Annotated in this window: 23 protein-coding genes, 2 tRNA genes and 1 other RNA gene; 12 read left to right on the forward strand and 14 right to left on the reverse strand. The window is 64.5% G+C overall.

All coding sequences use genetic code 11. The features are described from left to right. Positions 1 to 46 precede the first annotated feature (46 nt). The 6 genes from DFR43_RS01425 to DFR43_RS01450 all read left to right on the forward strand — a co-directional run bounded on the left by DFR43_RS01425 (position 47) and on the right by DFR43_RS01450 (position 4,997). On the forward strand, positions 47 to 754 hold the full coding sequence (locus DFR43_RS01425; protein ID WP_133595598.1) for a glutathione binding-like protein: 708 nt from the start codon (positions 47 to 49) through the stop codon (positions 752 to 754). A 46-nt stretch (positions 755 to 800) separates the two neighbouring features. Continuing rightward, positions 801 to 877, forward strand: a tRNA-Pro gene (locus DFR43_RS01430). Between the two features lie 60 nt (positions 878 to 937). Further along, positions 938 to 1,014: transfer RNA gene (locus DFR43_RS01435), tRNA-Arg, on the forward strand. A 22-nt stretch (positions 1,015 to 1,036) separates the two neighbouring features. After that, positions 1,037 to 1,858 (forward strand): type I methionyl aminopeptidase, encoded by an 822-nt coding sequence (map, locus tag DFR43_RS01440; protein ID WP_133595599.1) that lies wholly within the window; start codon positions 1,037 to 1,039, stop codon positions 1,856 to 1,858. 6 nt (positions 1,859 to 1,864) lie between these two features. Then, on the forward strand, positions 1,865 to 4,522 hold the full coding sequence (locus DFR43_RS01445; protein WP_133595600.1) for a [protein-PII] uridylyltransferase: 2,658 nt from the start codon (positions 1,865 to 1,867) through the stop codon (positions 4,520 to 4,522). A 100-nt stretch (positions 4,523 to 4,622) separates the two neighbouring features. Next, positions 4,623 to 4,997 carry a hypothetical protein gene (locus DFR43_RS01450; protein WP_245988796.1) on the forward strand — a complete coding sequence of 125 codons (375 nt, stop codon included), beginning with the start codon at positions 4,623 to 4,625 and terminating at the stop codon, positions 4,995 to 4,997. Here the strand turns inward: DFR43_RS01450 and ligA are convergent, their stop codons facing one another. The 5 genes from ligA to dnaX form a co-directional block, all read right to left on the reverse strand. Beyond that, on the reverse strand, positions 4,998 to 7,163 hold the full coding sequence (gene ligA / locus DFR43_RS01455; protein ID WP_133595601.1) for an NAD-dependent DNA ligase LigA: 2,166 nt from the start codon (positions 7,161 to 7,163) through the stop codon (positions 4,998 to 5,000). Between the two features lie 43 nt (positions 7,164 to 7,206). Continuing rightward, a complete protein-coding gene (locus tag DFR43_RS01460) occupies positions 7,207 to 8,238 on the reverse strand; it encodes an ABC transporter substrate-binding protein (RefSeq protein ID WP_164499682.1) in 1,032 nt (343 codons plus the stop codon). A 133-nt stretch (positions 8,239 to 8,371) separates the two neighbouring features. Next, positions 8,372 to 8,965, reverse strand: coding sequence for a recombination mediator RecR (gene recR, locus DFR43_RS01465; protein ID WP_133595603.1), 594 nt, complete (start codon positions 8,963 to 8,965; stop codon positions 8,372 to 8,374). Between the two features lie 10 nt (positions 8,966 to 8,975). After that, a complete protein-coding gene (locus tag DFR43_RS01470) occupies positions 8,976 to 9,308 on the reverse strand; it encodes a YbaB/EbfC family nucleoid-associated protein (RefSeq protein ID WP_133595604.1) in 333 nt (110 codons plus the stop codon). Positions 9,309 to 9,342: 34 nt separating this feature from the next. Further along, positions 9,343 to 11,103: a DNA polymerase III subunit gamma/tau gene (gene dnaX / locus DFR43_RS01475; RefSeq protein ID WP_133595605.1), complete on the reverse strand. Its 1,761-nt coding sequence runs from the start codon at positions 11,101 to 11,103 to the stop codon at positions 9,343 to 9,345. Between the two features lie 34 nt (positions 11,104 to 11,137). Here dnaX and ffs point away from each other — a divergent pair. The 5 genes from ffs to DFR43_RS01500 all read left to right on the forward strand — a co-directional run bounded on the left by ffs (position 11,138) and on the right by DFR43_RS01500 (position 15,210). After that, positions 11,138 to 11,234: signal recognition particle sRNA small type (gene ffs, locus DFR43_RS01480), an RNA gene on the forward strand. 42 nt (positions 11,235 to 11,276) lie between these two features. Continuing rightward, a complete protein-coding gene (trxA, locus tag DFR43_RS01485; RefSeq protein WP_133595606.1) occupies positions 11,277 to 11,609 on the forward strand; it encodes a thioredoxin TrxA in 333 nt (110 codons plus the stop codon). Between the two features lie 165 nt (positions 11,610 to 11,774). Beyond that, a complete protein-coding gene (gene rho, locus DFR43_RS01490; RefSeq protein WP_133595607.1) occupies positions 11,775 to 13,040 on the forward strand; it encodes a transcription termination factor Rho in 1,266 nt (421 codons plus the stop codon). Positions 13,041 to 13,135: 95 nt separating this feature from the next. After that, complete coding sequence (locus tag DFR43_RS01495; protein WP_133595608.1) at positions 13,136 to 13,390, forward strand: type B 50S ribosomal protein L31; 255 nt, start codon at positions 13,136 to 13,138, stop codon at positions 13,388 to 13,390. Between the two features lie 83 nt (positions 13,391 to 13,473). Continuing rightward, positions 13,474 to 15,210, forward strand: a complete 1,737-nt coding sequence (locus DFR43_RS01500) for a hypothetical protein (RefSeq protein WP_164499683.1) — start codon at positions 13,474 to 13,476, stop codon at positions 15,208 to 15,210. A gap of 4 nt (positions 15,211 to 15,214) precedes the next feature. Here DFR43_RS01500 and phoR read toward each other — a convergent pair whose 3' ends face one another. The 7 genes from phoR to pstS all read right to left on the reverse strand — a co-directional run bounded on the left by phoR (position 15,215) and on the right by pstS (position 21,750). Further along, positions 15,215 to 16,528 carry a phosphate regulon sensor histidine kinase PhoR gene (phoR, locus tag DFR43_RS01505; protein ID WP_133595610.1) on the reverse strand — a complete coding sequence of 438 codons (1,314 nt, stop codon included), beginning with the start codon at positions 16,526 to 16,528 and terminating at the stop codon, positions 15,215 to 15,217. Continuing rightward, entirely contained in the window at positions 16,525 to 17,250 is a 726-nt protein-coding gene (gene phoB / locus DFR43_RS01510) for a phosphate regulon transcriptional regulator PhoB (protein ID WP_133595611.1), read from the reverse strand. The genes phoR and phoB overlap by 4 nt, the downstream gene beginning before the upstream one ends. Continuing rightward, positions 17,247 to 17,948 (reverse strand): phosphate signaling complex protein PhoU, encoded by a 702-nt coding sequence (phoU, locus tag DFR43_RS01515; RefSeq protein WP_133595612.1) that lies wholly within the window; start codon positions 17,946 to 17,948, stop codon positions 17,247 to 17,249. The genes phoB and phoU overlap by 4 nt, the downstream gene beginning before the upstream one ends. A 2-nt stretch (positions 17,949 to 17,950) precedes the next feature. Next, entirely contained in the window at positions 17,951 to 18,727 is a 777-nt protein-coding gene (pstB, locus tag DFR43_RS01520; protein ID WP_133595613.1) for a phosphate ABC transporter ATP-binding protein PstB, read from the reverse strand. Positions 18,728 to 18,753: 26 nt separating this feature from the next. Beyond that, a complete protein-coding gene (pstA, locus tag DFR43_RS01525; protein WP_133595614.1) occupies positions 18,754 to 19,608 on the reverse strand; it encodes a phosphate ABC transporter permease PstA in 855 nt (284 codons plus the stop codon). A 1-nt stretch (position 19,609) separates the two neighbouring features. Further along, on the reverse strand, positions 19,610 to 20,590 hold the full coding sequence (pstC, locus tag DFR43_RS01530) for a phosphate ABC transporter permease subunit PstC (protein WP_211338575.1): 981 nt from the start codon (positions 20,588 to 20,590) through the stop codon (positions 19,610 to 19,612). A 125-nt stretch (positions 20,591 to 20,715) separates the two neighbouring features. Beyond that, on the reverse strand, positions 20,716 to 21,750 hold the full coding sequence (pstS, locus tag DFR43_RS01535) for a phosphate ABC transporter substrate-binding protein PstS (RefSeq protein ID WP_133595616.1): 1,035 nt from the start codon (positions 21,748 to 21,750) through the stop codon (positions 20,716 to 20,718). Positions 21,751 to 21,922: 172 nt separating this feature from the next. On the opposite strand from pstS, the gene DFR43_RS01540 reads away from it, so the two are divergent. Then, positions 21,923 to 23,407: a Ppx/GppA phosphatase family protein gene (locus DFR43_RS01540; RefSeq protein WP_133595617.1), complete on the forward strand. Its 1,485-nt coding sequence runs from the start codon at positions 21,923 to 21,925 to the stop codon at positions 23,405 to 23,407. Here the strand turns inward: DFR43_RS01540 and DFR43_RS01545 are convergent. Together DFR43_RS01545 and ppk1 are read right to left on the reverse strand one after the other, a co-directional pair. After that, positions 23,404 to 23,877 carry a SixA phosphatase family protein gene (locus DFR43_RS01545; RefSeq protein ID WP_133595618.1) on the reverse strand — a complete coding sequence of 158 codons (474 nt, stop codon included), beginning with the start codon at positions 23,875 to 23,877 and terminating at the stop codon, positions 23,404 to 23,406. The genes DFR43_RS01540 and DFR43_RS01545 overlap by 4 nt on opposite strands. A gap of 2 nt (positions 23,878 to 23,879) precedes the next feature. Further along, positions 23,880 to 25,955 carry a polyphosphate kinase 1 gene (ppk1, locus tag DFR43_RS01550; RefSeq protein ID WP_133595619.1) on the reverse strand — a complete coding sequence of 692 codons (2,076 nt, stop codon included), beginning with the start codon at positions 25,953 to 25,955 and terminating at the stop codon, positions 23,880 to 23,882. Positions 25,956 to 25,971 lie beyond the last annotated feature (16 nt).

Below are 25,971 nucleotides of genomic sequence, written 5' to 3' on the forward strand. Positions count from 1 at the left end.
GCATGGAGACCGCTCTTTTGTCCGCCCCCCTGAAACTGAAACGCTCATGATCGACGTCTATTCCTGGCCCACCCCCAATGGCCACAAGGTGCACATCATGCTGGAGGAATGCGGCCAGAAGCTCGGCCGCGACTGGCGGGTCCATCCGGTCAACATCGGCGCCGGCGAGCAATTCCAGCCCGACTTCCTGCGCATCAGTCCGAACAACAAAATCCCCGCCATCGTGGACCCGCACGGGCCGGATGGCAAGCCCATGTCGCTGTTCGAGTCAGGCGCCATCTTGCTGTATCTGGCTGCCAAGTTTGGCAAGTTGCTGCCCAAAACCGACCGGCAGAAGTTCGAAGTGCTCCAGTGGCTGATGTTCCAGATGGGGGGCGTCGGGCCGATGCTGGGCCAGGCCCATCATTTCCGCATCTATGCGCCACAGAAGATCGATTACGCCATCGAGCGCTACACCCAGGAAGCGCGGCGCCTGTATCGCGTGATGAACGAGCGACTCCAGCGCAGCCCCTATCTGGGTGGGCGCAGCTACAGCGTGGCCGATATCGCCGTCTTCCCCTGGCTGCGCAGTTGGCAAAACCAGGGCATCGACTGGGCCGATTACCCCGCGCTCAAAGCCTGGTTCGACCGCATCGCCGAACGCCCCGCGGTGCAGCGCGGCGTGGCGGTGCTGGCCGCCGCCCGCCAGCCACTGACCGACGACAAGGCCCGCGACGCGCTGTTTGGGCAGCAACAATATCGCCGCGGGCAGTGAGCCCATCGGCAGCACCCGCAGAGTGCGGCTACAATGCGTGTCGTGTCGGAGCGTAGCGCAGCCTGGTAGCGCATCTGCTTTGGGAGCAGAGGGTCGCGAGTTCGAATCCCGCCGCTCCGACCAAGTTTTTCACAACAAGCGCACAATCAAGGCCCATCCGTGGGCCTTTTGTTTCTGCAGCCACTGCCCGTAGCTCAGCTGGATAGAGCAACGGCCTTCTAAGCCGTGGGTCGGGGGTTCGAGCCCCTCCGGGCAGGCCATAACGGGTTGACCTGGACCGACATGACCATCACGATCAAGGATGCAGCCGGCATCGAAGGCATGCGCCTGGCCGGCCGCCTCGCCAGCGAAGTGCTGGACTACCTCACCCCCTTCGTGCGCCCCGGCGTCACGACCAACGAGCTCGACCGCCTCGCGCACGATTACATCGTCAACGTCCAGCAAGCCATCCCGGCACCGCTGAACTACGCGCCCAACGGCTACATCCCCTACCCCAAAAGCATCTGCACGTCGGTCAACCACGTCATCTGCCACGGCATTCCCAACGACAAGCCGCTGAAGAAGGGTGACATCGTCAACATCGACATCACCGTGATCAAAAACGGCTGGCATGGTGACACCAGCCGCATGTTCATCGTCGGCGATGCCCCGCCGCCCGTGCGCCGGCTGTGCACGGTCACCTACGAGGCCATGTGGAAAGGCATCCAGATGGTGCGCCCGGGCGTGCGACTGGGCGATATCGGCCACGCCATCCAGCAATACGCCGAGGCAGCGGGTTATTCGGTGGTGCGCGAATTCTGCGGCCACGGCATTGGGCAGAAATTTCACGAGGACCCGCAAATCCTGCACTACGGCAAACCCGGCACCGGCATGGAAATCCAGGCGGGCATGACCTTCACCATCGAGCCGATGATCAACCAAGGGCGGCGCGAAATCCGTGAGATGGGCGATGGCTGGACCATCGTGACCAAAGACCGGTCGCTCTCGGCCCAGTGGGAACACACCGTGCTGTGCACGCCAGACGGCTACGAAGTGCTGACCCGCTCGGCCGGCACCCCGCCGCCGCCCGCTTTCGTCACCGCTGCCGCCACCGCACCTGCCTGAACCCCGATGGACCTGGCCGCTCCACCTCTGACGAGCACCCTTCGCCTTCAGTACCGCGAAGGCAAGGCGGCCATCCTGCAGCGGATCGCGCAATTGAAGGGGGGCGCCCGCGCCATCCACGCCCAACTGCGCCGGCTCAGCCGCCTGACCGACCAAACCTTGCGCGCCCTGTGGAAAGAGGCCGGGTTGCCAGCCGATTTCGCCTTGCTGGCCGTCGGCGGTTACGGGCGGGGCGAGCTGTTCCCCCATTCCGACGTGGATGTGCTCGTGCTGCTGCCCGAGGGCTGGGCGATGGACAACACCCCCGACACCCAGGCGGCGCTGGAGCGCTTCATCGGCCAGTGCTGGGACACGGGGCTGGAAATCGGCTCCAGCGTGCGCACCCTCGACGAATGCCTGGCCGAAGCGGCCGCCGACGTGACGGTGCAAACCGCTTTGCTGGAGTGCCGATGGATTGCCGGGCACCGGCTGGCGTTCGAACGTCTGGCCTGCCGCGTCCATGAGGCCATCGACCCCAAGACTTTCTGGCAGGCCAAAAAGCTGGAAATGCGTCAGCGGCACCAGAAATTCGAAAACACGCCCTATGCCCTGGAGCCCAACTGCAAAGAGTCCCCTGGGGGTTTGCGCGATTTGCAGATCATCCTGTGGATCGCCAAGGCCGCCGGACTGGGCGGCTCATGGGATGAGTTGGCCCGTCGAGGCCTGGCGACTTCGCTGGAAGTGCGGCAGCTCAAGGCGAACGAGGCATTCCTGAGCCTGGTGCGCGCCCGCCTGCACATCATCACCGGTCGCCGGGAAGACCGGCTGGTGTTCGACGTGCAAACCGCGCTGGCCGAATCGTTCGGCTACAAGGCCATCGTGGCCCCGGACACCAACGCCCGCGTCGTCAGCGCCAAAAAAGCGCGCCGGGCCAGCGAGGCGTTGATGCGCCGCTACTACTGGGCGGCCAAGGCCGTGACCCAGCTCAACCAGATCCTGCTGCTCAACATCGAAGAGCGCATTGCCAGCGACGAGCGCGGCGACCCGGTTCCCCTGCGCCCCATCAACGAGCGCTTTCTGGAAAAAGCCGGGATGCTCGAAGTGGCCAGCGACGATTTGTACCTCCGCGAGCCGCACGCCATCCTGGAAACCTTTCTCATCTACCAGCGCACGCTCGGGGTCAAGGGGCTGTCGGCCCGCACCTTGCGCGCGCTCTACAACGCGCGGCCCATCATGAACGCGGCGTTTCGCCGCGATCCGGTGAACCGACGGACCTTTCTCGACATCCTCCAGCAGCCCGAAGGCATCACCCACGCCTTCCGGCTGATGAACGAAACCTCGGTGCTCGGGCGCTACCTCTGGGTGTTCCGCAACACCGTCGGGCAGATGCAGCACGATCTGTTCCACGTCTATACCGTGGACCAGCACATCCTGATGGTGCTGCGCAATGTGAGGCGCTTTTTCATTCCCGAACACGCCCACGAATACCCATTCTGCGCCCGGTTGGCTGCGGGGTGGGACAAGCCGTGGCTGCTCTACGTGGCCGCCCTCTTTCACGACATCGCCAAAGGCCGTGGCGGGGACCATTCCGAGCTGGGGGCCGCGGATGTGGCCACATTCGCCCGGCAACATGGCATCGCCCGGGCCGACGCCGAACTCATCCAGTTCCTGGTGGCCGAGCACCTGACGATGAGCCGCATCGCGCAGAAGGAGGACCTGAGCGACCCCAGCGTCATCGCGGCTTTTGCCCGCCGTGTCGGCTCCGAACGGCGCCTCACCGGCCTGTACCTGCTCACCGTCGCCGACATTCGCGGCACCAGCCCCAAAGTGTGGAACGCCTGGAAAGGCAAGCTCCTGGAAGACCTGTACCGCGCCACCGTGCGCGTGCTGGGCGGCGCGGCACCCGATCCGGGCGCCGAAATCGAAGCCCGTAAGCGCGAGGCGCTGACCACCCTGGCCCTGCATGCCCTGCCGCACCAAGCCCACAAGCGCCTGTGGGACCAGCTGGACGTGAGCTACTTCATGCGCCACTCGGCCGACGAAATCGCCTGGCACACGCGGCACGTCACGCGCGCCTTGTCGCACGCCAGCGGGGAAGCCCTGCCGCCCATCGTGCGGGCCAGGCGTTCGCCCGTTGGGGAAGGCTTGCAAGTCCTCGTCTATGCGCGCGACGAGGCCGATCTGTTCGCCCGCATCTGCGGCTACTTCGACAGCGCAGGCTTCAGCATTCTGGACGCCAAAGTCCACACCACGCTGGACGGCTATGCGCTGGATACCTTTCAGGTCATCACCAGCACCTTGCCCGATCACCACCGAGAGCTCATTGCCATGGTGGAAAACGAGTTGCCGAGCACCATCGCGGCCGGCGGCCCGCTGCCGCCGCCCAGCCGGGCCCGGGTCTCGCGCCGGGTGCGCAACTTCCCCGTCACGCCGCGGGCCGAACTGCAACCCGACGACAAGGGCCAGCACTGGCTGCTGAGCGTCTCGGCCAGCGACCGCAATGGCCTGCTCTACAGCATCGCCCGGGTGCTGGCCCGCCATCGCGTGAATCTGCAATTGGCCAAGGTGACCACCCTGGGTGAACGGGTGGAGGACACCTTCCTCATCAGCGGGCCGGGCCTGCATACCTACAAGCAGCAAGCCCAGCTGACCACCGATCTGCTCGAAGTGCTCGAATCCCCCTGAGCCCCGATTCAGGGAATCCCCGCTGTCCATGCCATAGACAGGGCGGTAAGGTATGTCACCAGCAGGCGCTTCGGCCCGCTTACATCCCAAGGAGGACGGCATGCAACCCCCTACCCTCTCCCTCATCGGTACCACCCCCCGCATGCGCTGGGCCTGGACGGCCGCCGGCGTGCTGCTGATCGCTGGTTGGGTCCATCGGCCCGCCTCGGCCCAAGAGCCGGCCATCTTCCGTGGCGCAGACCTCAAGCTCGGCGAGGAACTGATCGCGCAACACCGGTGCGCCCAGTGCCATGCCGAAAAGGTGGGCGGCGACGGCAGCGCCATCTACCGTCCGCTGGGCGTGATCAACAACGCCGGCTTGCTGCGCGGCATGGTGGAGCAGTGCAATGCCACGCTGAACTTCCAGATGTTTCCGGAAGAGGTGACGGCCGTGGCCGCCGTGCTCAACCGCGACCACTACCGGTTCAAAGACTGATCACGCCGCCGGCGGCTGCGCAGGGCCGTGGCGAAGCAGCGTTTGCAGCGCGGCCTCGTCGATCACCGGCACGCCCAGTTCCCGGGCTTTGTCGAGCTTGCTGCCGGCCTCTTGGCCGGCGACCACATAGTTCGTCTTGCGGCTGACCGAGCCACTGACTTTGCCACCGGCCGATTCGATCAGGGCTTTGGTCTCGTCGCGCGAGAGCGTGGGCAAAGTGCCCGTGAGCACGAACGTCAAGCCCTGCAGCGTCTGGGGCGCGGAGGCCGCACCGGTGTCTTCGTCCCAATGCACGCCACAGGCACGCAGCTGCTCGACCGTTTCGCGGTTGTGGGGCTGAGCAAAAAAGGTGTGGATGCTCTGCGCCACCACTGGCCCCACATCGCGCACTTGCAAGAGTTCGTCCACACTCGCGTCCATGATCCGCTCCAGACGGCCAAAATGGCGCGCGAGGTCTTTGGCCGTGGCCTCCCCGACATGGCGTATCCCCAGCGCGAACAGAAAGCGGGCCAGCGTGGTGTGCTTGGACGCTTCCAGGGCTGCCAACAGGTTGGCGGCGGATTTCTCGGCCATGCGGTCCAGTTCGGCCAGCGAGCGCAGGCCCAGGCGATACAGATCGGGCAGCCCCCGAATGACTTGACCGTCCACCAGTTGATCCACGAGTTTTTCGCCCAGTCCCTCGATGTCCATGGCCCGACGCTGGGCATAGTGGAGGATGGCTTGCTTGCGCTGGGCGGAACAAAACAGTCCGCCGGTGCAGCGGTGATCGGCCTCGCCGGGTTCGCGCACCACGGCGCTGCCGCAAACAGGGCAATGGGTGGGCATGCGAAATACCGGCCCTCGGGGCGGGGGGCTGACAAACAGGTCGGGCTGGGTCGCGTCGGAAGCGGCGCCTGTGGCCGTGGGGGGCTGCACCGCTGCAGGGGGCACCACCGCCACCACTTCGGGAATCACGTCCCCGGCTCGCCGCACGATCACCGTGTCGCCCACCCGCACGTCCTTGCGCAGCACCTCGTCCTCGTTGTGCAGGGTGGCATTGGTCACGGTCACGCCGCCCACGAATACCGGCGCCAGCTTGGCCACCGGCGTGAGCTTGCCCGTGCGCCCGACCTGCACATCGATGTCGAGCACGGTGGTCATCTGTTCCTGAGCTGGGTATTTGTGGGCCACCGCCCACCGCGGCTCCCGAGTCACGAACCCGAGGCGCTTCTGCCAGTCCAGCCGGTTGACCTTGTACACCACCCCATCGATGTCGAAGGGCAGGCCATCGCGCAGCTCGCCAATGCGGCGGTGGTAAGCCACGAGCGCCTCCGCCCCCAGGCAAAGCTGCACCAGTTCCGAGACGGGAAAGCCCCAATCGCGCAACGCCATCAGCCCCTCGTGCTGGGTGGCAAAGAGCACCCCGTCACCGGCTGGATCACCGATCTCCCCCCATCCATATGCAAAAAAACTCAAAGGCCGTGAAGCCGCGATCTTCGGGTCGAGCTGGCGAATGGCGCCGGCTGCCGCATTGCGCGGGTTGACGAAGGTTTTCTCGCCCTTGGCGCCTGCGGCAATGCGCCGGCGTTGCCGTTCGTTGAGCGCCTCGAAGTCGTCGCGCCGCATATACACCTCGCCGCGGACTTCGAGCACGGCCGGCGCGGGGCGGGCGTTTTCGAGCAGCCGCAAGGGGATCTGGCCGATGGTGCGCACGTTTTGCGTCACGTCTTCGCCCACTTCACCGTCGCCCCGCGTGGCGGCCTGGACCAACACGCCGGCTTCGTAGCGCAGGCTCAATGCCAAGCCATCGAATTTCGGCTCGGCCAGGTATTCCACCGGCGGATCGCCTTCGGTCAGTTCCAACTCCTTGCGAATGCGGGCGTCGAACGCTTCTGCCCCACGGGCTTCGGTATCGGTTTCGGTGCGGATGCTGAGCATGGGCACGCGATGACGCACCGGCTCGAAGCCATCCAGCACTTGGCCGCCCACCCGCTGGGAGGGCGAATCCGGGCTGCGCCATTCGGGGTGGGCCGCTTCAATGGACAGCAACTCTTGAAACCAAGCATCGTACTGAGCGTCTGGCACCTCGGGGCTGTCGAGCACATAGTAGCGGTAGGCGTGGTGATGCAGCAGCGCTTTGAGGGCTTGCAGTCGCTGGTACAGCGGATCATCGGCAGAGGAAGACATGTCGCCGATCTTATGCGAACGACGCGCCGAAACCGGCCCGGCATCAGGCCCGCCATTGCTGCCTGGCGCGCATGGCAAAGCGGTTGGTGTAGGTGTTGCCGGGTTGCACGCCCTGCCAATCGATCGGCAGGCGCAAACGGTCGAGGGCCTTCATCACGTTGAGGGCAGCGGCCTCGGGCATGAGCCCATCGACGGCCAGACTTTCGCGCGAGCGCAGAAAAATTTCCAAGAACAGCGACCTGTCCCCATGCATGTAAGCCTCTGGCACATGGCGCATCAAGTCCGATGGACCGGCCGTCCGCAGCCAGACCAGACTGCGCACCACGGCGCTGGCCAGTCCCTGAACCACCTGGGGGTGGGCCTCGATGAACGCCTGCGATGCGCTCAAACAGGCACAGGCCACCGGCCCCCCAAACAACTGCTCGGTGCCGCGCAAGGTGCGGGTGTCGGCCAGCACCCGCAACACGCCAGCGAGTTCCAGCCGGGTGACGGCCGGGTCGCCGTAGCACAACGCCTCCACCGTGCCCGAATTCAATGCGGCCATGGCCTGCGTCGCGTCGCGCAACTCGACGAACTGCACATCGGTGGGCTTGAGGCCGGCACGCATCAGCACCCACTGCGCAACCCGCTCCGACACCGTCCCCGATCCCTGGATGCCGATCTGCGCCCCCACCAGGTCGGCCACCCCCTGGCCCGCCGGCATATGAATGGCCGACGTGCCCAAGACCATCTGCGGCGAACGCGACATCAGCACGAAAGCCTGATGCGGCCGCCCGATGGCGTGCATGTACAGGGCGCGCTCGAAGCTGCCGGCAAACACGACGGCCGGCCATTGCGCCAGTGCCTCCAGGGTGCGCAAACCCTCAGGCACGGGGGTCAGCGTGACTCGGAGACCGGCTTCCTGGAAAAAACCGAGCCGCTCGGCCAGCACCAAAGGCAGATGCGGCAGGCGGTCCAGCCCCTGGACATGGATCTCCACCGGTGTGGCTGCGGGCTGGGCACGCACAGCCAGGGCTGGCGCCAGCGTGCAAGATGCCGCGCCCAACAACCAGCCTCGCCGAGACCAACGCACCACGACCCCCTTCCGGGCAGCCATCACGCCACCCGCTACCAAGGATATGGCGGGTTGGGGCCATGCACCACCCGGGCTGATCCCAAGCGGGTTAACGAGGATGGGGAGAACCCGAAAAGGCCAGGTACCCGAACAGTCAGCGACGATCGGCGTAGGCGTGGGCGATCGTGCCCAGGTCCACGTACTCCAGCTCGCTGCCCACGGGCACCCCTCGGGCCAGGCGGGTCACCTTGACGCCACGGGATTTCAGAAGCTGCGCAATCACATGCGCCGTGGCCTCGCCCTCGGCGGTGAAGCTGGTGGCCAGCACCACTTCCCGCACCACCGCGCCCGCATCGCCTTGCAGGCGATGCAACAGCTTTTCCAGCCCAATGTCCGAGGGCCCTACACCCGACAGCGGGCTGAGCTTGCCCATCAGCACGAAATAGCGCCCCCGATAAACCCCCGTTCGTTCGAGGGCAGCCTGATCGGCAGGGGTTTCGACCACGCACAGCAGGCCATCGTCGCGGGCCGGGTCGGCGCAGGTATCGCAGATCTCGTCCTGCGTGAAGGTGTGGCACCGCTGGCAATGCCGAACCTGATCCACCGCTTGCACGAGCGCATCGGCCAAATGCCGTGCCCCTTGGGGGTCGTGTTGCAAAAGGTGGTACGCCATGCGCGAGGCCGACTTCACGCCCACGCCGGGCAGGCGCTGCAGCGCGGCGATCAGCTGGTCCAGCGCCCGCGACATGCCAGCGGCATCAGAACGGGAACTTCATGCCACCCGGCAGCCCGGGCATGCCGGCGGTGATGCGCCCCATTTTTTCCTGGGTGGTTTCTTCGGCTTTGCGCACGGCGGCGTTGAAAGCGGCGGCCACCAGATCCTCCAGCATCTCCTTGTCGTCTGCGAGCAGGCTGGGGTCGATGGTCACGCGCTTGACGTCGTGCTTGCAGGTCATCACCACCTTGACCAGGCCAGCGCCCGACTCACCAGTGACTTCAATGGTGGCCAGCTCGTCCTGGGCTTTTTTCAGGTTTTCCTGCATGGCTTGGGCCTGCTTCATCAGGCCGGCCAGTTGACCTTTGTTGAACATGGGGTTTCCTTGTCGCTTGTAGGGGTTGAGGCGCTCAGAGCGCCTGAATGCTGCCGGGCACGATTTTGCCGCCAAAATCGCGCATCATCGCCTGCACGAAGGGATCGGCCAGCAGGGTTTCCTCGGCGGCACGCTGCCGTGCCTGCGCCGCCGCGGCCAACCGCCGGGCCGGGCTGTCGGCCACTGCGCCGACCTCCACCTCCAGCCGCACGGCATGGCCATGCGCCTGAAGCACCGCCTGCAGGCGCTCCCGCGAGCCGCTTTGGGCCAGCGTGGGATGGGCCACCCGCAGCGTCCAGACATCATCGTCACGCCGCACCAGCACCGCCTGCAAAGCCAGCTCGCGCACCAGGGCGCTGACGGCTTCACGCGCCACCAGCTCCAGCACCAGCTCATGCCAGAAATCTGCCAGGTCCGCCTCCCCATCAGACGCGCCCGTCGAGCGGCCAAGCTCATTGGGGCGGCCACCTTTTGGGACCGCGTCGGTGGCGGCCGGCGCCGAACCGACCGGCTCGGGCGCTGGCGCAGATCCCTGGGGCTCGGGAAGCACGGGAGAGACAGGCGCCACTGCGGGGGCTGGGGGCGCCTGTGTTGGTGCCAGCCGGGGGGCGGGGGAAACAGACGGCTCAGCGTCTTCAGGCGCTGCCCCCTCCGACGAAGCGCTGGCCGGGGTTTTCAGTGTTTTTTTTTCTGCCCCTTCCGGCTGGAAGGCCAAGAGCCGCAACAGCACCATGGTCAGCGCGGCATATTCATCCGGGGCCAGCCCCAGTTCGGTTCGGCCTTGCAGACACAGGCTGTAGAGCAGATGGGTCTGATCCGGCGGCAGCAGCCCCGCCAGTCGGGCACAGTCGGCATCGTCAGGGTCGGCTTGGCGTTGCTGCGCAGGCACGGCCTGCAGCACCGCCATGCGCTGCAGCACCCCCACCATCTCCTCCAGCGCTGAAGCAGCACCCTGCCCCTGCAGACGCAGTTCATCGACGGTCTGCACCACGGCGGCGCCGTCGCCTTGGGCCAATGCCTCGATCAAACGCTGCACATGGCTGCGGTCCACCGCGCCGAGCATCTGCCTGACCACCGTTTCCTGAAGCTGCCCGCCACCGAAGGCAATGGCCTGATCGGTCAGGCTCAGCGCGTCGCGCATCGACCCCCGGGCCGCCCGGGCCAGCAATCGCAAGGCGCCATCGTCGGCCGCCACCTGTTCGGCCTGCAACACACGGGCCAAGTGCTCGTGCACCGTGTCGGGCGCCATTGGCCGCAGGTTGAACTGCAGGCAGCGGCTGAGCACCGTCACCGGCACCTTCTGCGGGTCGGTGGTGGCCAGCACGAACTTCAGGTATTCCGGCGGCTCCTCCAGCGTCTTGAGCATGGCGTTGAAGGCGGTGTTCGTCAGCATGTGCACTTCGTCGATCATGAAGACCTTGAAGCGCCCCTGCACTGGTTTATAGACGGCCTGCTCCAACAATGTCTGCACCTCATCCACCCCACGGTTGGAGGCGGCATCCAGCTCCGTGTAGTCCACGAAGCGGCCCGAGTCGATGTCGCGGCAGGCGTCGCACACCCCGCACGGGGCGGCCGTGATGCCGCCCTGGCCATCCGGGCCGGTGCAGTTGAGCGACTTGGCCAGGATGCGGGACACCGTGGTCTTGCCCACCCCCCGGGTGCCGGTGAACAGATAGGCATGGTGCAGGCGCTGCGTGGTCAGGGCGTTCGTGAGCGCCTGCACCACATGCTCCTGCCCCACCATTTCGGCAAAATTCCGCGGGCGGTACTTGCGAGCCAGGACGACGTAGGACATGCAGGCATTCTATCTGTCGCATACAATCCTTCCTGACGGGCCTTCCCGCATGGTGAAGCGGCCAACCGGGTCAGGTGGGGAACCAAGCAGCCCTAACTGTGTAGCCAGTGCCGGGGTCAAGGCTCGTCACCTCCTTTCCTGAATGTCAAAGACGAACAGAGGCGCACACTCTCATGGCCAATGAACTGATCAAGCACGTGACCGACGCAACCTTCGAAGCAGACGTGGTGAAATCCAGCGCGCCGGTCTTGGTCGATTTCTGGGCCGAGTGGTGCGGCCCGTGCCGCATGATCGCGCCCATCCTGGACGAGGTGGCCACGGCTTACAACGGCCGCCTGCAGGTGGCCAAAATGAACGTGGACGAAAACCGCAACGTGCCTGCCCAGTACGGTATCCGCGGCATCCCCACGCTCATGCTCTTCAAGAATGGGCAACTGGCCGCCACCAAGGTGGGGGCTTTGAGCAAGGCGCAACTGACCGCCTTTATCGATCAACAGCTGGCCTGATACCCGCCTCCCATCCCTCCGCCCCGGTGCAAGGCCCGGGCGGAGATCATTTCCTGTCATAATTCGCCCAACGAGCGTCACGACCGCTTGACCTCTGCTGCCGCGCACCACCGCGAGCGGCCCCATTCCCCCTCTTCCCGCCCGACTCCTTTCAGGAGTGACTTCATGCACCTGAACGAACTCAAGGCCCTGCACGTCTCTGAAGTGCTCAAGCAGGCCGAAGCCCTGGAAATCGAAAACACCGGCCGCATGCGCAAGCAGGAGCTGATGTTTGCCATCATCAAGAAGCGCGCCAAGGCCGGCGAGCAGGTGTTTGCCGATGGCATCCTGGAAGTGCTGCCCGACGGCTTCGGCTTCCTGCGCAACATGGACACGAGCTTTACCGCGTCCACCGACGACATCTACATCTCGCCCAGCCAGATCCGGCGCTTCAACCTGCACACGGGCGACATGATCGAAGGCGAAGTGCGCACCCCCAAAGACGGCGAACGCTACTTTGCCCTGAACAAACTCGACAAGATCAACGGCCTGCCCCCCGAGCAGAACAAGCACAAGATCATGTTCGAAAACCTCACGCCCCTGTTCCCGAAGGAACAGATGCGCCTGGAGCGTGAGGCCTTCAAAGGCGAGGAAAACATCACCGGCCGCGTGATCGACATCATCGCCCCCATCGGCAAGGGCCAGCGGGCGCTGATCGTGGCCCCGCCCAAGAGCGGCAAGACGGTGATGATGCAGTCCATCGCGCACGCCATCACCGCCAATTACCCCGAAGTCACGCTGATGGTGTTGCTGGTCGATGAGCGCCCCGAGGAGGTGACCGAAATGCAGCGCACCGTCAAGGGCGACGTCATCGCTTCGACCTTTGACGAACCCGCCGCCCGCCACGTGCACGTGGCCGAGATGGTGATCGAACGCGCCAAGCGCCTGGTCGAACTGAAGAAGGACGTGGTGATCCTGCTGGATTCCATCACCCGCCTGGCACGCGCCTACAACAACGTGCTGCCCTCCAGCGGCAAAGTGCTCACCGGCGGGGTGGATGCCAACGCCCTGCAACGCCCCAAGCGCTTCTTTGGCGCCGCGCGCAACGTGGAAGAAGGCGGCAGCCTCACCATCATCGCCACCGCGCTGGTGGACACCGGCAGCCGCATGGACGAGGTGATCTTCGAGGAGTTCAAAGGCACCGGCAATTGCGAGATCCACCTCGACCGCCGCCTGTACGAGAAGCGCGTGTTCCCCTCCATCCAGCTCAACCGCTCTGGCACCCGGCGCGAGGAACTCCTGCTACAACCCGAAATCCTGCAAAAGACCCGCATCCTGCGCCAGTTCATGTACAACATGGACGAAATCGAGGCCATGGAAATGGTGCTCAAGAGCATGAAGCAGACCAAGAACAACCACGAGTTTTTCGACCTTATGCGCCGTGGCGGTTGATGCCCCAAGGCCGAAACTGCTACAATCTCAAGCTTTGCGGAAAGTACGCCAGATGGGCTGGCTGCGGCTACCGCGACAACCCGAAGGAATTTGCGATGAAAGAAGGCATTCACCCCAACTACCGCGAAGTGTGTTTCGTGGACCTGTCCAACGGCTTCCAGTTCGTGACCCGCTCCTGCGTCAATACCAAGGAAACGATCAAGCTGGACGACGGCCGTGAACTGCCGCTGTTCAAGCTGGATACCTCCAGCGAATCGCACCCCTTCTACACCGGCACCCAGAAAACCGTGGACAACATGGGTGGCCGCGTGGAGAAGTTCCGCAACCGTTTTGCCCGTGCCGCCAAGTAAGCCATCGGCACGGCAAGCACACGAAAAGCAGCCTCGGGCTGCTTTTTTGTTGGAATGCGCCCTGGGCGGGCTATAGTTTGCGCGTGATTCGTCCCACCCCTGCCATCGTCACCCAACTGGCCGCTCGCCGCCTGCCTCGGTGGGTCATCGTGCTGCTGGGGCTGTTTTATGTCGTCCCGGGCTTTCTAGGGCGAGACCCCTGGCGCAACGAAGACCTGGCTGCCTTTGGCGTCATGTTCCATCTGGCCCAGGCCCCATGGGAGCAATGGCTGAGTCCGACCTTGTTGGGTGAAGCGCCTACCCGAGCCGGCTGGCTGCCTTACTGGCTCGGCGCCGTCGCCATCCAGGCCCTGCCGTTTCTGCCAGCGGATCTGGCCGCCAAAATCCCTTTTGCCGCACTGCTTGGCATCACGCTGGCCAGCACATGGTACGCGGTGTTCCACCTGGCCCGTGCCCCAGGCGCTCAGCCTGTGAGCTTCGCTTTTGGTGGCGAAGCGCACCCAATCGATTACGCCCGCGCCACGGCGGACGCGGCACTACTGGCCCTCATTGCCACCTTGGGGCTGGCGATGCTGGCCCACGAAACCAGCGTGGATGCCGCCCGACTGGCCTTCGTGGCCATGGGATTTCATGCCGGCGCGCGCTGCCTGTCGCCGCATGCCCGCCACCCCTGGAAGACGTTGACCCTCTGGTGGACATCGGCCTACGGGCTGGCCCTCAGTGGCGCCCCGGGTTTTGCGCTCCTCGTGGGCCTGTGGCCGTTGGCGGTGCTGGGTGGCCGGCAATGGCAGCGCCGCGCCGAAGCGCCCCCCATACCTGCGCCCGCCCCCCCTCGCTGGCTGCTGCTGATGGGACTGGCCGGCGCCGTGTCCGCCGCAGCGGCTGTGTACCTCTGGGGCTGGCCCGGTGGCTGGTGGCGCGACGTGTCGCTGCTGCACTGGGGGCGCTACGAGGCCTGGCGCAGCCTCGGGCGCTTGCTGGCGTGGTTCACCTGGCCCATCGGACTGCTGGCCGCCTGGGCGATCTGGACCTGGCGCCGTCAGTGGCTCAGCAGCCACTGGCTGCTACCTACGTCGTGGGTAACGCTGGTGCTGCTGGCCACCCTCTGGCACCGCGGCAGCGACCGCACCCTCCTGCTGGCCTTGCCGGCTCTGGCGGCTTTGGCGGCCTTTGCCCTGCCCACTCTGCGGCGCAGCGTCACGGCGCTCATCGACTGGTTTGCCCTGCTCTTTTTCACGGGCGGCGCCATCATCATCTGGACCATATGGGTGGCCATGATGACCGGTGTGCCAGCCAAGCCGGCGGCCAATGTGGCCAAGTTGGCCCCGCATTTCGAGCCGGTGTTTCATTGGAGCGCATGGCTGCCAGCGCTGGTGGCGACCATCGCGTGGCTGGGGGTGATGGCCTGGCGCATGGGGCGCCACCGGCCGGCCTTGTGGAAAAGCCTGGTGCTGTCTGCATCGGGCAGCACCTTGTGTTGGGTCCTCCTCATGACGCTGTGGCTGCCCCTGCTCAATCATGGCATGGGCCAGCGCCCGATGTCGCAGCGGGTGGCGGCGGCCGTGCCTGCTGGCGACTGCGTGGCGGTGTTTGGACTGAGTCAGGCACAGATAGCGGGGCTTCAATACCACGGGGGGCTGCGCGTGGTCCGGGCGCCGTCTGCAGCCGCGGCAGACTGCAATCGCCTCGTGGTGGATACCGAAGACTATGTCCATCTGGCCGGGGTGATGCCGCTGGACGGCTGGCGCTTGATGACGCGAATTCCGCGGCTGCGGGACAACCGCGACACCTGGATGATGTTCGAACGGGCTCGGCCCTGAGTCGTCAGGCCACCAGCACCCGACTGGGCGGCAAGGTGATCGTGAAGGTCGAGCCCTGCCCGACGGTACTTTCCACATGCATCTGCCCGCCGTGCCGCTGCGCCACATGCTTGACGATGGCCAACCCCAAACCCGTGCCCCCCGTCTCGCGTGAACGGCTGCGATCCACGCGATAGAAGCGCTCCGTCAGGCGCGGCAGATGCTCGGGGGCAATGCCCGGGCCGTTGTCCTGCACGAAGAACTCGGCCCCGCCATCGCTGCACAGGCGCCAACCTGCCCTCACCACACTGCCCGCCGGGGTGTGGCGAACGGCGTTGTTGAGCAAGTTCGACATCGCACTGGCCAGCTCGGAGCGAGCCCCGGCGATGTCAAACGGCTCACAAGGCTCGGCCATCAATTGGTGCTGGCCGCCGCTGATGACGTTGGACAAAGCCTGCGCTTCGCCGAGGGCCTGTTCGAGCAGCGCCTGCGCACTGACCCACTCGGTGCCGCCCGGCGCGGGGCTGCCTTCCAGGCGCGAGAGCATGAGCAGGTCGCTCACCAACCCCTGCATGCGCTGCGCCTGCACGTCCATGAGTTGCAGGTATTGGCGTTGCTCTTCCGGGCTCAACGGCAGATTGAGCAGGGTTTCGATGAAGCCGGAAACCACCGTCAATGGCGTGCGAATTTCATGCGAGACATTGGCCACGAAATCACGCCGCATGGCTTCGGCCTGCTCCAGCGCGGTCACGTCGCGGGTCAGCATCAGCCGCCGGCCTTTGCCATAGACATGAATGTTGATGGAAATGCGCTGAGGATGCCCCGGCATGGCATCACGCCCATCGATTTCGACCGAGCGCGAATAGTCGCCCCGATTCAGAAATTCGATGAACACCGGGTCGCGCACCAGATTGCGGATCTGCTGGTGCAAGTCACGCTTGGAATCAAAGCCCAGGTGCTGCGCCGCCGTGAAATTGCACCATTCGATGGCGGCATGGCGGTCCAGCAGCACCACGCCGTTGGGTGAGGCCTGGATCGCTGCCAGGAACTCCTGCAGCCGTGCATCGCTCTTGCGCGCCTTGCGGTTGAGCAATTTGAAGCCCTTGCGCGCGCGCTCGACCACTTCCGCCCAGACGGCAGAGGTCTTCGGCGGACGCGCCGCATGCCCGTGCCGCAGCCAGGCCAGCACCCGCGCCGCGCGAATGTTGTCCAGGATGATCCAGAGGGCGGCCCCCGCCAGGCTGCCCAGCAGCGGGGCCGCCTCCCCTTCGCCGAGCCAGATACCGACCAGCCCGCCCGACAGCGTCAGGGCGAGCAGTTCCAGGGGGCGGCGAATCATGCTGGGGTGGCGTCGTTCTTGGCTTTGAGGGCTTGGGGGTGCGCGGTGATGCGGTAACCCGCCCCGCGCACGGTTTCAATCATAGCGCCAGCGGCGCCCAGCGATTCGCGCAGACGCTTGACGTGCACATCGACGGTGCGCTCTTCGATGAAGACATGGTCGCCCCAGATGCGATCCAGCAACGACCCCCGGGTATGGACCCGTTCCGGGTGCTTCATCAGGTAGTGAAGCAGCTTGAATTCCGTGGGCCCGACCTTGAGCTCCTGCCCCTTGAGCGTGACGCGATAGGTCGCCGCATCCAGCGACAGCTCGCCCAATTGCACCGCGTCATTGACCACCTCGGGCGCGCGGCGACGCAGCACCGCGCGAATGCGGGCGAGCAACTCCTGGGTGGAAAACGGCTTGGTCACATAATCATCGGCGCCGGCATCCAGCCCCTGCACCTTGTCAGACTCTTCGGTGCGGGCGGTGAGCATGATCAACGGCACCGTTTTCATGCGCTCCTGCTGGCGCCAGCGCTTGGCCAGCGCCACGCCGCTTTCACCTGGCAGCATCCAGTCCAGCAGCACCACATCCGGCAGCACCGAGTCCACCTCCCGCTGGGCAGCCTCGCCGTCAAACACCACCGTGGGCGCAAAACCGTTGTGGCGCAAATTCACCGCAATGAGTTCGGCAATCGCTGGCTCATCTTCCACCACCAGCACGCGAGGCAGCTTTCTCATTGGACGGCCGACTCCCTCTGCTCAGGCGTGGTGTGGCGCACATCCGCCCCTTTGACCACATAAATCGTGGCTTCCGCGATGTTTTTCGCATGGTCGCCCACACGCTCGACCGCCTTGGCCAGGAACAGCAGGTTTAGGCTGCTGCTGATGGTGCGGGGGTCTTCCATCATGTAGGTAATGAGCTGGCGGAAGTAGCCTTCGTACTCGGCATCGATGCGGTCATCCTCGTTGATGATGGCCAGCGCCGCCTGCACATCGAGCCGGGCGAAGGCATCCAGCGTGCGATGCATCTGGTCGGCCGCATGCTGGGCCGATGTGGCCAGATCGGCCACCGGCAGCGAGCGCGGCGCCCCGGCTTCGATGAAGGATTTGAGCATCCGCGCAATCCGCGAAGCCTCGTCACCCGCGCGCTCCAGGTTCACGATGACGCGCGAAACCCCGACGAGCAGGCGCAGATCGCGTGCGGTGGGCTGACGCCGGCTCATGGTGGAGGTGATATCGTGATCGATCTCGACCTCGTAGCGATTGACGCGCTGTTCGAGCGCCAACACCTGATCGGCCGTCTCGGGGCTGAGGTGGTGCAACGCATAAATGCACTGGCGCAACTGGGACTCGACCACGCCGCCCATTTCGAGCACGCGGGTGGAAATGCTGCTCAGTTCGGCATCGAACTGGCTGGAGAGGTGTTTGTCGGCCATGATCAACCAAACCTTCCGGTGATGTAGTCTTCGGTCTCGGTGCGCTTGGGCTTGAAGAAAATCTGCTCGGTGGCACCGTATTCCACGAGTTCGCCCAGGTACATGTAGGCGGTGTAGTCGCTGCAGCGGGCGGCCTGCTGCATGTTGTGGGTGACGATGGCGATGGTGTAGTCCTGCTTGAGCTCGTGCACCAGTTCCTCCACTTTACCCGTGGAAATCGGGTCCAGCGCAGAGGTCGGCTCATCGAGCAGCAGCACCGAGGGCTTGACCGCCACGCTGCGCGCGATGCACAGGCGCTGCTGCTGCCCACCCGACAAGCTCAGCCCGTTCTGGTTGAGCTTGTCCTTGACCTCGTTCCACAGCGCGGCCTTGGTCAAGGCCCATTCCACCCGGTCGTCCATTTCGGAGCGGCTGAGGTTTTCGTACAGCTTCACGCCAAAGGCGATGTTGTCGTAAATCGTCATCGGGAACGGGGTGGGCTTCTGGAACACCATGCCGATGCGGGCCCGCAGCAGGTTCAAGTCCTGCTTCGGGTCGAGGATGTTCTGCCCGTAAAAATTGATCTGCCCCTCGGCGCGCTGACCGGGGTACAGGCTGTACATGCGGTTGAGCGTGCGCAGCAGCGTGGACTTGCCGCAGCCCGACGGCCCAATGAAGGCCGTAACCTTGCGCTCCACGATGTCGAGATTGACGTTCTTCAGCCCCTGGAACTTGCCATAGAAGAAGTTGAGGTTACGCACCTCGATGGCATTTTTTTGGGCGATGGCCGTTTCGGTCATGATGATATTTCCTGTATGGACGGTGATCAGGCGCGAACCTTTTCGCGGAACAGCACGCGAGCGATGATGTTGAGAAGCAGCACGGTCATGGTGATGATCAAAGCGCCACCCCAGGCCAGCCGGTTCCAGTTCTCGAACGGGCTCATAGCCATCTGATAGATCCAGACCGGCAGGTTGGCCATCGGGCCGCTCATGTCGGTGGTGAAGAACTGGTTGTTCAATGCGGTGAACAGCAAGGGCGCCGTCTCGCCGCTGATCCGGGCCACGGCCAGCAGCACCCCGGTGATCACACCGGCTTTGGCCGCGCGCAAGGTCACCATCATGGCCACTTTCCAGCGCGGAGCCCCCAGGGCGAAAGCCGCTTCGCGCAGGCTGCCCGGCACCAGGCGTAGCATGTTCTCGGTGGTGCGGACCACCACGGGCACCGCAATCAGCGACAAAGCCAAGCTGCCAGCATAGCCGGAGAAATTGCCCACCGTGGCCACGGCAATCGCATAGACGAACAGGCCCAGCACGATGGAAGGCGCCGACAGCATGATGTCGGTCACGAAGCGGGTGATTTCCGCCGTCTTGCTGGTATCGCCGTACTCGGCCAGATACACCCCGGCCAGAATGCCGATGGGGGTAGAAACCAGCACCGCCAGCCCCACCAGCATCGCACTGCCCACGATAGCATTGCGCAGCCCCCCACCCGGGGATCCAGGCGCCGGCGTGTCTTGCGTGAACATGGCCCAGTCGATGGCGGTCAGGCCGTTGTAGAACAGCACATACAGAATCCACAGCAGCACCGCCAGCCCCAAGGCCATGGCGGTCATCGACAGGGTCAGACCTATTGCATTATTGCGGCGACGGCGGTTGTACAGCGCTTGATTAAATTCCATGTCAGACTCCCTTGGCCTTTTCGGCGCGGTTGACCAAGATCTTGGCCAGGGCCAGCACCATGAACGTGATGCCGAACAGCAAGAAGCCCAAGGCAAACAGCGTATGCATGTGCATCTCAAACGCTTCGCCAAATTCATTGGCCAGCACCGAGGCAATCGACGTGCCCGGCGAGAACAGCGAAGTCGGCATGCGGTTGGCATTGCCAATCACGAACGTCACGGCCATCGTCTCGCCCAGCGCACGGCCAAGACCGAGCATGATTCCACCAATCACCCCTTTTTGGGTATAGGGCAAAACGACCTTGCGCACCACCTCCCAGGTGGTACATCCCAGGCCGTAGGCCGACTCGCGCAGAATGGGGGGGACGATCTCGAACACATCGCGCATCACCGCCGCCACGAAAGGCAACACCATGAAGGCCAGAATCACCCCCGCGGCCAGAATGCCCAGGCCATTGGTCACCCCCCCAAAGAGGAAGCCGATGATGGGCATGCCACCGAGCACCTGCTGTAAAGGCACCTGGAAATAATCGGCAAACAGCGGCGCGAACACGAACAAGCCGAACATGCCGTAAATGATGGACGGCACGGCGGCCAGCAACTCGACCGCCGTGCCCAGCGGGCGCCGCAGCCACACCGGGCAGGTTTCCGTGAGGAACAGCGCAATGCCAAAGGCCAAGGGTACCGCAATCAGCATGGCAATGCCCGCCGTCAGCAACGTGCCGACGATGGCCATGGCGGCGCCGAATTCCTCATTGACCACGTCCCACTCGACGGTCCAGAGAAACTTGACACCGAAAGCCTTGAATGCCGGCCAGGCATTCATGAACAACGACACGATGATGCCAATGAGCGCCACCAGCACCAGCAGGGAAAACAGTTGCGTGACGCGATGAAAGAAAAAGTCCTGCACGCGCTGGCGCTTGGCAATCGCCACCATGCGGGCCGAGCCCGTCTCGTGTGACATGTCTTCGTGGTTCATGGATGCCTTGATGGACAGAGAGGAGTCGCCGGATGCCATTTCGTATGCCTCTACACGTTGACACCCGCCGACCGGAAAACGAGCCAGCCGGCGGGTGTGGAACCGAAGTTTCAGAGCGATGGCGATCAGCGCTTGATCTGCGACCAGACCTTGGTGCGGATGTCGTTGGTCACGCTATCCGGCAGCGGCACGTAGTCCAGTTCCAGGGCCATTTTCTGGCCATTCTTGAACGCCCAGTCAAAGAACTTCAGCACCTCGTTGCTTTCGGCCACGTTGGTGGGCTCTTTGTACATCAGAATGAAAGAAGCGGTGCTGATCGGCCAGGAGTTGTCCCCCTTGGCATTGACCATGGACACGCCCATGCCCGGCACGCTGAACCAGTCCACGCCCGCGGCAGCGGCGGCGAAGGTGGTTTCATCGGGCCGCACGAACTTGCCCGAGGCGTTCTGCATGGCCATGTACGGAATGTTGTTCTTCTTGGCGTAGGCGTATTCCACGTAGCCGATGGCGCCACGGGTGCGCTGGACGTTGGCGGCCACGCCTTCGTTGCCACGGCCACCGATGGAGGTGGGGGCCGGCCATTTCACCGAAGCGCCCTTGCCCACGGTGTCGGCCCACTCCTTGCTGATGACAGAAAGGTAATCCGTGAAGTTGAAGGTGGTGCCGGAGCCGTCAGCGCGGTGCACCACGGTGATGGCCTGGTTCGGGAAAGTCTTGCCAGGGTTCAGGGCGGCAATCTTCGGATCGTTCCAGTTGGTGATCTTGCCCATGAACATTTCGGCCAGCACCGGGCCGGTGATGCGCACTTCACCCTGCTGGAAGCCAGGCAGGTTGAACACGGGCACCGTGCCCCCGATGATGGCGGGGAACTGCACCATGCCGTCGCGCTCCAGTTCCTCGCCCGAGACCGGCGCATCCGTGGCGCCAAAGGCCACCGTGCGGGCGCGGATCTGGCGAATACCGCCAGAGGAACCGATGGACTGGTAGTTCAGACCGATGCCGGTCTGCGCTTTGTAGGCTTCGGCCCACTTGGCATAGATCGGGAACGGGAAGGTGGCACCTGCGCCGGTGATGTCGGCGGCCAGGGCCACGTTGCTGAAGCCGATGGTGGCCACGGACAGCGCGGCGGCAGCCACGGTTTTCAGAAAAGTACGTTTCATCGATATCCTCTTGGAAGGAAGGTTGAAGGGGACAAGCGGACTGTAAAAAGCTTGTGTGACACTTCTGTGACAGATCCAAGAAAAGCGTGTCACGGGCTGATGCCGCGCCCGGCGTCAGCGACCCGGGGCCACTTCGGTGGTATGCTGGGCGCCCTTCAAGTGATTCAGCGGCATGCAAAACGGAACGTTGCTGGCGGCAGTGGACCTGGGGTCCAACAGTTTCCGCCTGGAAATCGGACGCTACGACTCGGGGCACATCGAGCGGGTGGAGTACCTCAAGGAGGTGGTTCGCCAAGGCAGCGGCCTCGACGAAGAGAAAAACCTCAGTCTGGCCGCCATGGAACGCGGCTGGGAATGCCTAGCCCGCTTTGCCGAGCGGCTGCACGGTTTCAAGAAGAACCAGGTACGGGCCGTTGCCACCCAGACACTGCGCGAAGCCCGCAATCGTGACGTGTTCCTGCGCAAGGCGCAGCAGATCCTGGGCTTTGCGATCGACGTGATTTCAGGCCACGAAGAAGCCCGGCTCATCTACCAGGGGGTCTCCCACCTGCTGCCCCAGTCGGAGGAACGGCGGCTGGTGATCGACATCGGGGGCCGCTCGACCGAAGTGATTCTCGGCCAAGGCTATACGCCCATCCGCATGGAGTCGTACCGGCTCGGCAGCGTGGCCTGGTCCACGCGCTACTTCCCGCGCAACCAGTTCACCGCCCCCATGCTGCGTACCGCGGTCATCGCAGCCAAGGCCGTGCTCGACGAAGCGCTGGAAACGTTCCCCAGGGCCGAATGGCAAGTGGCCTATGGCTCGTCCGGCACCATGGGGGCCGTCGCCGACATCTTGGCCACCCACGGCTTTCCCGCCGGCATGATCACCAAGCCCGGGCTGGATTGGATGACAGAGCGCATGTTGCGTGCCGGCAACGTGGACGAGCTGCGCCTCGACGGCCTCAAGGAAGACCGACGCCCGGTGCTGGCCGGGGGCATCAGCGTGCTGCACGCCCTGTTCGAGTTGTTCGAGATGGACGCCATCCTGCGCGCCGAAGGTGCCTTGCGCCAAGGCGCCCTCTATGACTTGATCGACCGCGACAACGACCAGACCGATGTGCGCGAACGCACCGTGCGCTGGCTGGCCGACCGCTTCACCACCGACAAGGCCCAGGCGGCCCGTGTCTCTGCCGTGGCCACTCAGTTGTTCGCGCAAGTCGCCACCGCCGACCCCCTCAATGGCCGCTACTCCCAAAAGCTGGAGTGGGCCGCCCGGCTGCATGAAATCGGCACCCACATCTCCCACGCCGACGCCCACCGTCACGGGGCCTACATCCTCGACCATGTGGACGCGCCGGGTTTCTCGCTCCCCGAACTGCACCGCATGAGCCAGTTGGTGCTGGGTCAGAGGGGCAAGCTGAAAAAACTCGAAGCCGAACTGGCCGACGAGCTGTTTGCCAAGCAGCTCATGTGTCTGCGGCTGGCCGTGCTGCTGTGCCATGCCCGCAAAGACCCGGACATTGGCGCCTTGCGCCTGCAATACAAGTCCCGGCAGTTCAAGCTCACGGCGGTGCCGGGCTGGGCCAAGCAGTTCCCACAGTCGGCATGGCTGCTGGAGGAAGAAGCCCTGGCCTGGCAGAAGACCGACTGGCGGCTGGTGCTGGACTTGCGTTAAAGCAGCTCGGGCGTCTGTACCGTCAGGATGACCGTCTGCCACTGACCGTGGCGCTCGCGCTGGCGCAGCCACCACACCGACCCCTTGCGCACCGAGCACTCGGCCTCGCGCAAGCCCAGCAAGCGCGCGATGGTACGCCCGAGTGTGGGCTGATGCCCCACCACGAGCACCGGCTGTCGCCCATGGGGCCACTGCGCCAGGGCCAGCAGATCGTCCACCGTGGCATCGGGGAGCAATTCGTCGCGCGCCTTGTATTTGCGGCCCAGGGCGATGACGGTCTGCTCGGTGCGCACGGCAGGACTGCAATACACCTTCACCCCCTCGGGCAGTTGCCGATCCAGCCAAGCGGCCATCCGGCTGGCCTGCCGCTCGCCTTTGGCGGTCAACCGACGAGACAGGTCCGCCCCGCCGCCCTCATCGGTTTCTTCCAGATCCTCGGCTTCGGCATGCCGCCACAGTATCAGATCCATGCTCATCCTTTGCTTCCGTGTCGGGCCATCAAGGTGGCCTGGGCCGAATGCAACGCCGCCCGCCCTTTGGCGCCGGTCTGCGCGGCGGCTTTGACATAGCTGCCATCAGGCTGCAGCAACCAGGCGTCGCGCGTGTCCTGGAGGTATTGATGGATGCATTCGTCCATCAGCCGGTGGCGCAGGACCGGGTCGGTCACGGGCCAGGCCAGCTCGATGCGCCGCAACATGTTGCGGTTCATCCAGTCGGCGCTGGACAACCACAGCTCCTCCTCGGCGCCCATGCGGAAATAAAAGACCCGGGAATGCTCCAGCAAGCGCCCGATGATCGAGCGGATGTGCACCCGCTCGGTGAATCCAGGCACCCCGGCCGGCAGAATGCAGGCGCCGCGCACGATCACATCCACCTGCACGCCCTGTTGCGACGCATTCGCCAGCGCCCGGGCCAGCGGCTCGTCGGTCAAGGCGTTCATCTTGAGGATGATGCGGGCCTCCTGCCCCGCCTTGGCCGCGGCCACGACGGCTTCGATGCGCTCCAGCAAGCCCTTGTGCAGATGGAAAGGGGCCACCATCACCTTGTTGAGCTTGGGCAAGCGGTTCTGGCTGGCCAAGTGCAGGAATACCTGCTCCAGATCGCTGGTCAAGGCCTCATCGGCAGTCAGGTAGCTCACATCGGTGTAGAGCCTTGCGGTGCTGGGGTTGTAGTTGCCGGTGGAAATGTGGGCATAGCGCACGATGCGCCCCTCCTCCCGCCGGGTGACCAGCAGCATCTTGGCATGGGTCTTGAGCCCCACGATGCCATAGACCACCTGGGCACCCACGGATTCGAGGCGCTCGGCCTGGTTGATGTTGGCTTCCTCGTCGAAGCGGGCTTTCAACTCCACCACCGCCGTGACTTCCTTGCCACGACGCACCGCCTCGCGCAGCAGTTCGACCATTTCCCCTTTGGCACCGGTGCGGTAGATGGTCTGCTTGATGGCCAGCACGTCCGGGTCTTCCACCGCCTCGCGCAAAAAGGCCATCACCGCCTCGAAGCTCTCATACGGCTGGTGAATCAGCACGTCGCCTTTTTTCAGGCGCTCGAAAAACGACTGCCCGGCGTTGAGCTGGGTCGGCCAGCCCGGGTGATAGGGCTCAAACCGCAGGGCGGGCGCCTCCACCCGGTCGATGAGCTGGTTCAGGCGCACCAGGTTGACCGGCCCCGGCACGCGAAACAGCGTCTCGGGCGGCAGATTGAACTGCTGCAGGAGGAAGTCGGCCAGAAAATCAGAACACCAAGCCGACACCTCCAAACGCAGGGCCTGCCCGTAATGGCGCTGCTGCAAGCCCAACCGCATGGCCGTGCGCAGGTTTTTCACTTCCTCCTCGTCCAGCGCCAGATCGGAATGGCGCGTGACGCGGAACTGAGCAAACTCGGTCACCGTCCGGCCGGGGAACAGGTCATTGAGGTGAGAGCGGATGATGCTGGAGATGGAGGCGAAATAGACCGACTTGGAATGGCGTTGGCCGGGAACGCGGGCATAGCGCGGCAACGCCCTGGGCACCTTGACGATGGCGATTTCGTTTTCGCGGCCGAATGCATCACGCCCGGCCAGCCGCACGATGAAGTTCAACGACTTGTTGGCCACCTGGGGAAACGGGTGGGACGGATCGAGCCCGATGGGCAGCAACAAAGGCTGCACCTCCTGGGTGAAAAATTCCTTCACCCAGCGGCGTTGCGCGGCGTTGCGTTCGGTATGGGCCAGCAGCTTGATGCCGCGCTTCTCCATGGCCGGCAGCAGCTCGTCGTTGTAGATGGCGTATTGCTGCGCCACCAGCTCTTGCACCTTGGCCGACACCTCGCGAAAGGTCTGGGCATTGACCGGGCCGCGCTGCTCGTTGGTCTGGAAGGCCGCCAAATGGGGCGCAAAGCGGACCTCGAAAAACTCGTCCAGATTGGATGAGACGATGGCCAGATAGCGCAGCCGCTCCAGCAAAGGCACGTCGGGCCGACGCGCCCAGTCCAGCACGCGTTCGTTGAAAGCCAGAATGCTCTGGTCCCTGTCCAGAAAACCGCTTTTGGTCGTTGTGATCGCGCTCATTCGGGTTGTCGTTGTG

Source organism: Tepidicella xavieri, from assembly GCF_004363315.1.
Taxonomy (GTDB): domain Bacteria; phylum Pseudomonadota; class Gammaproteobacteria; order Burkholderiales; family Burkholderiaceae_C; genus Tepidicella; species Tepidicella xavieri.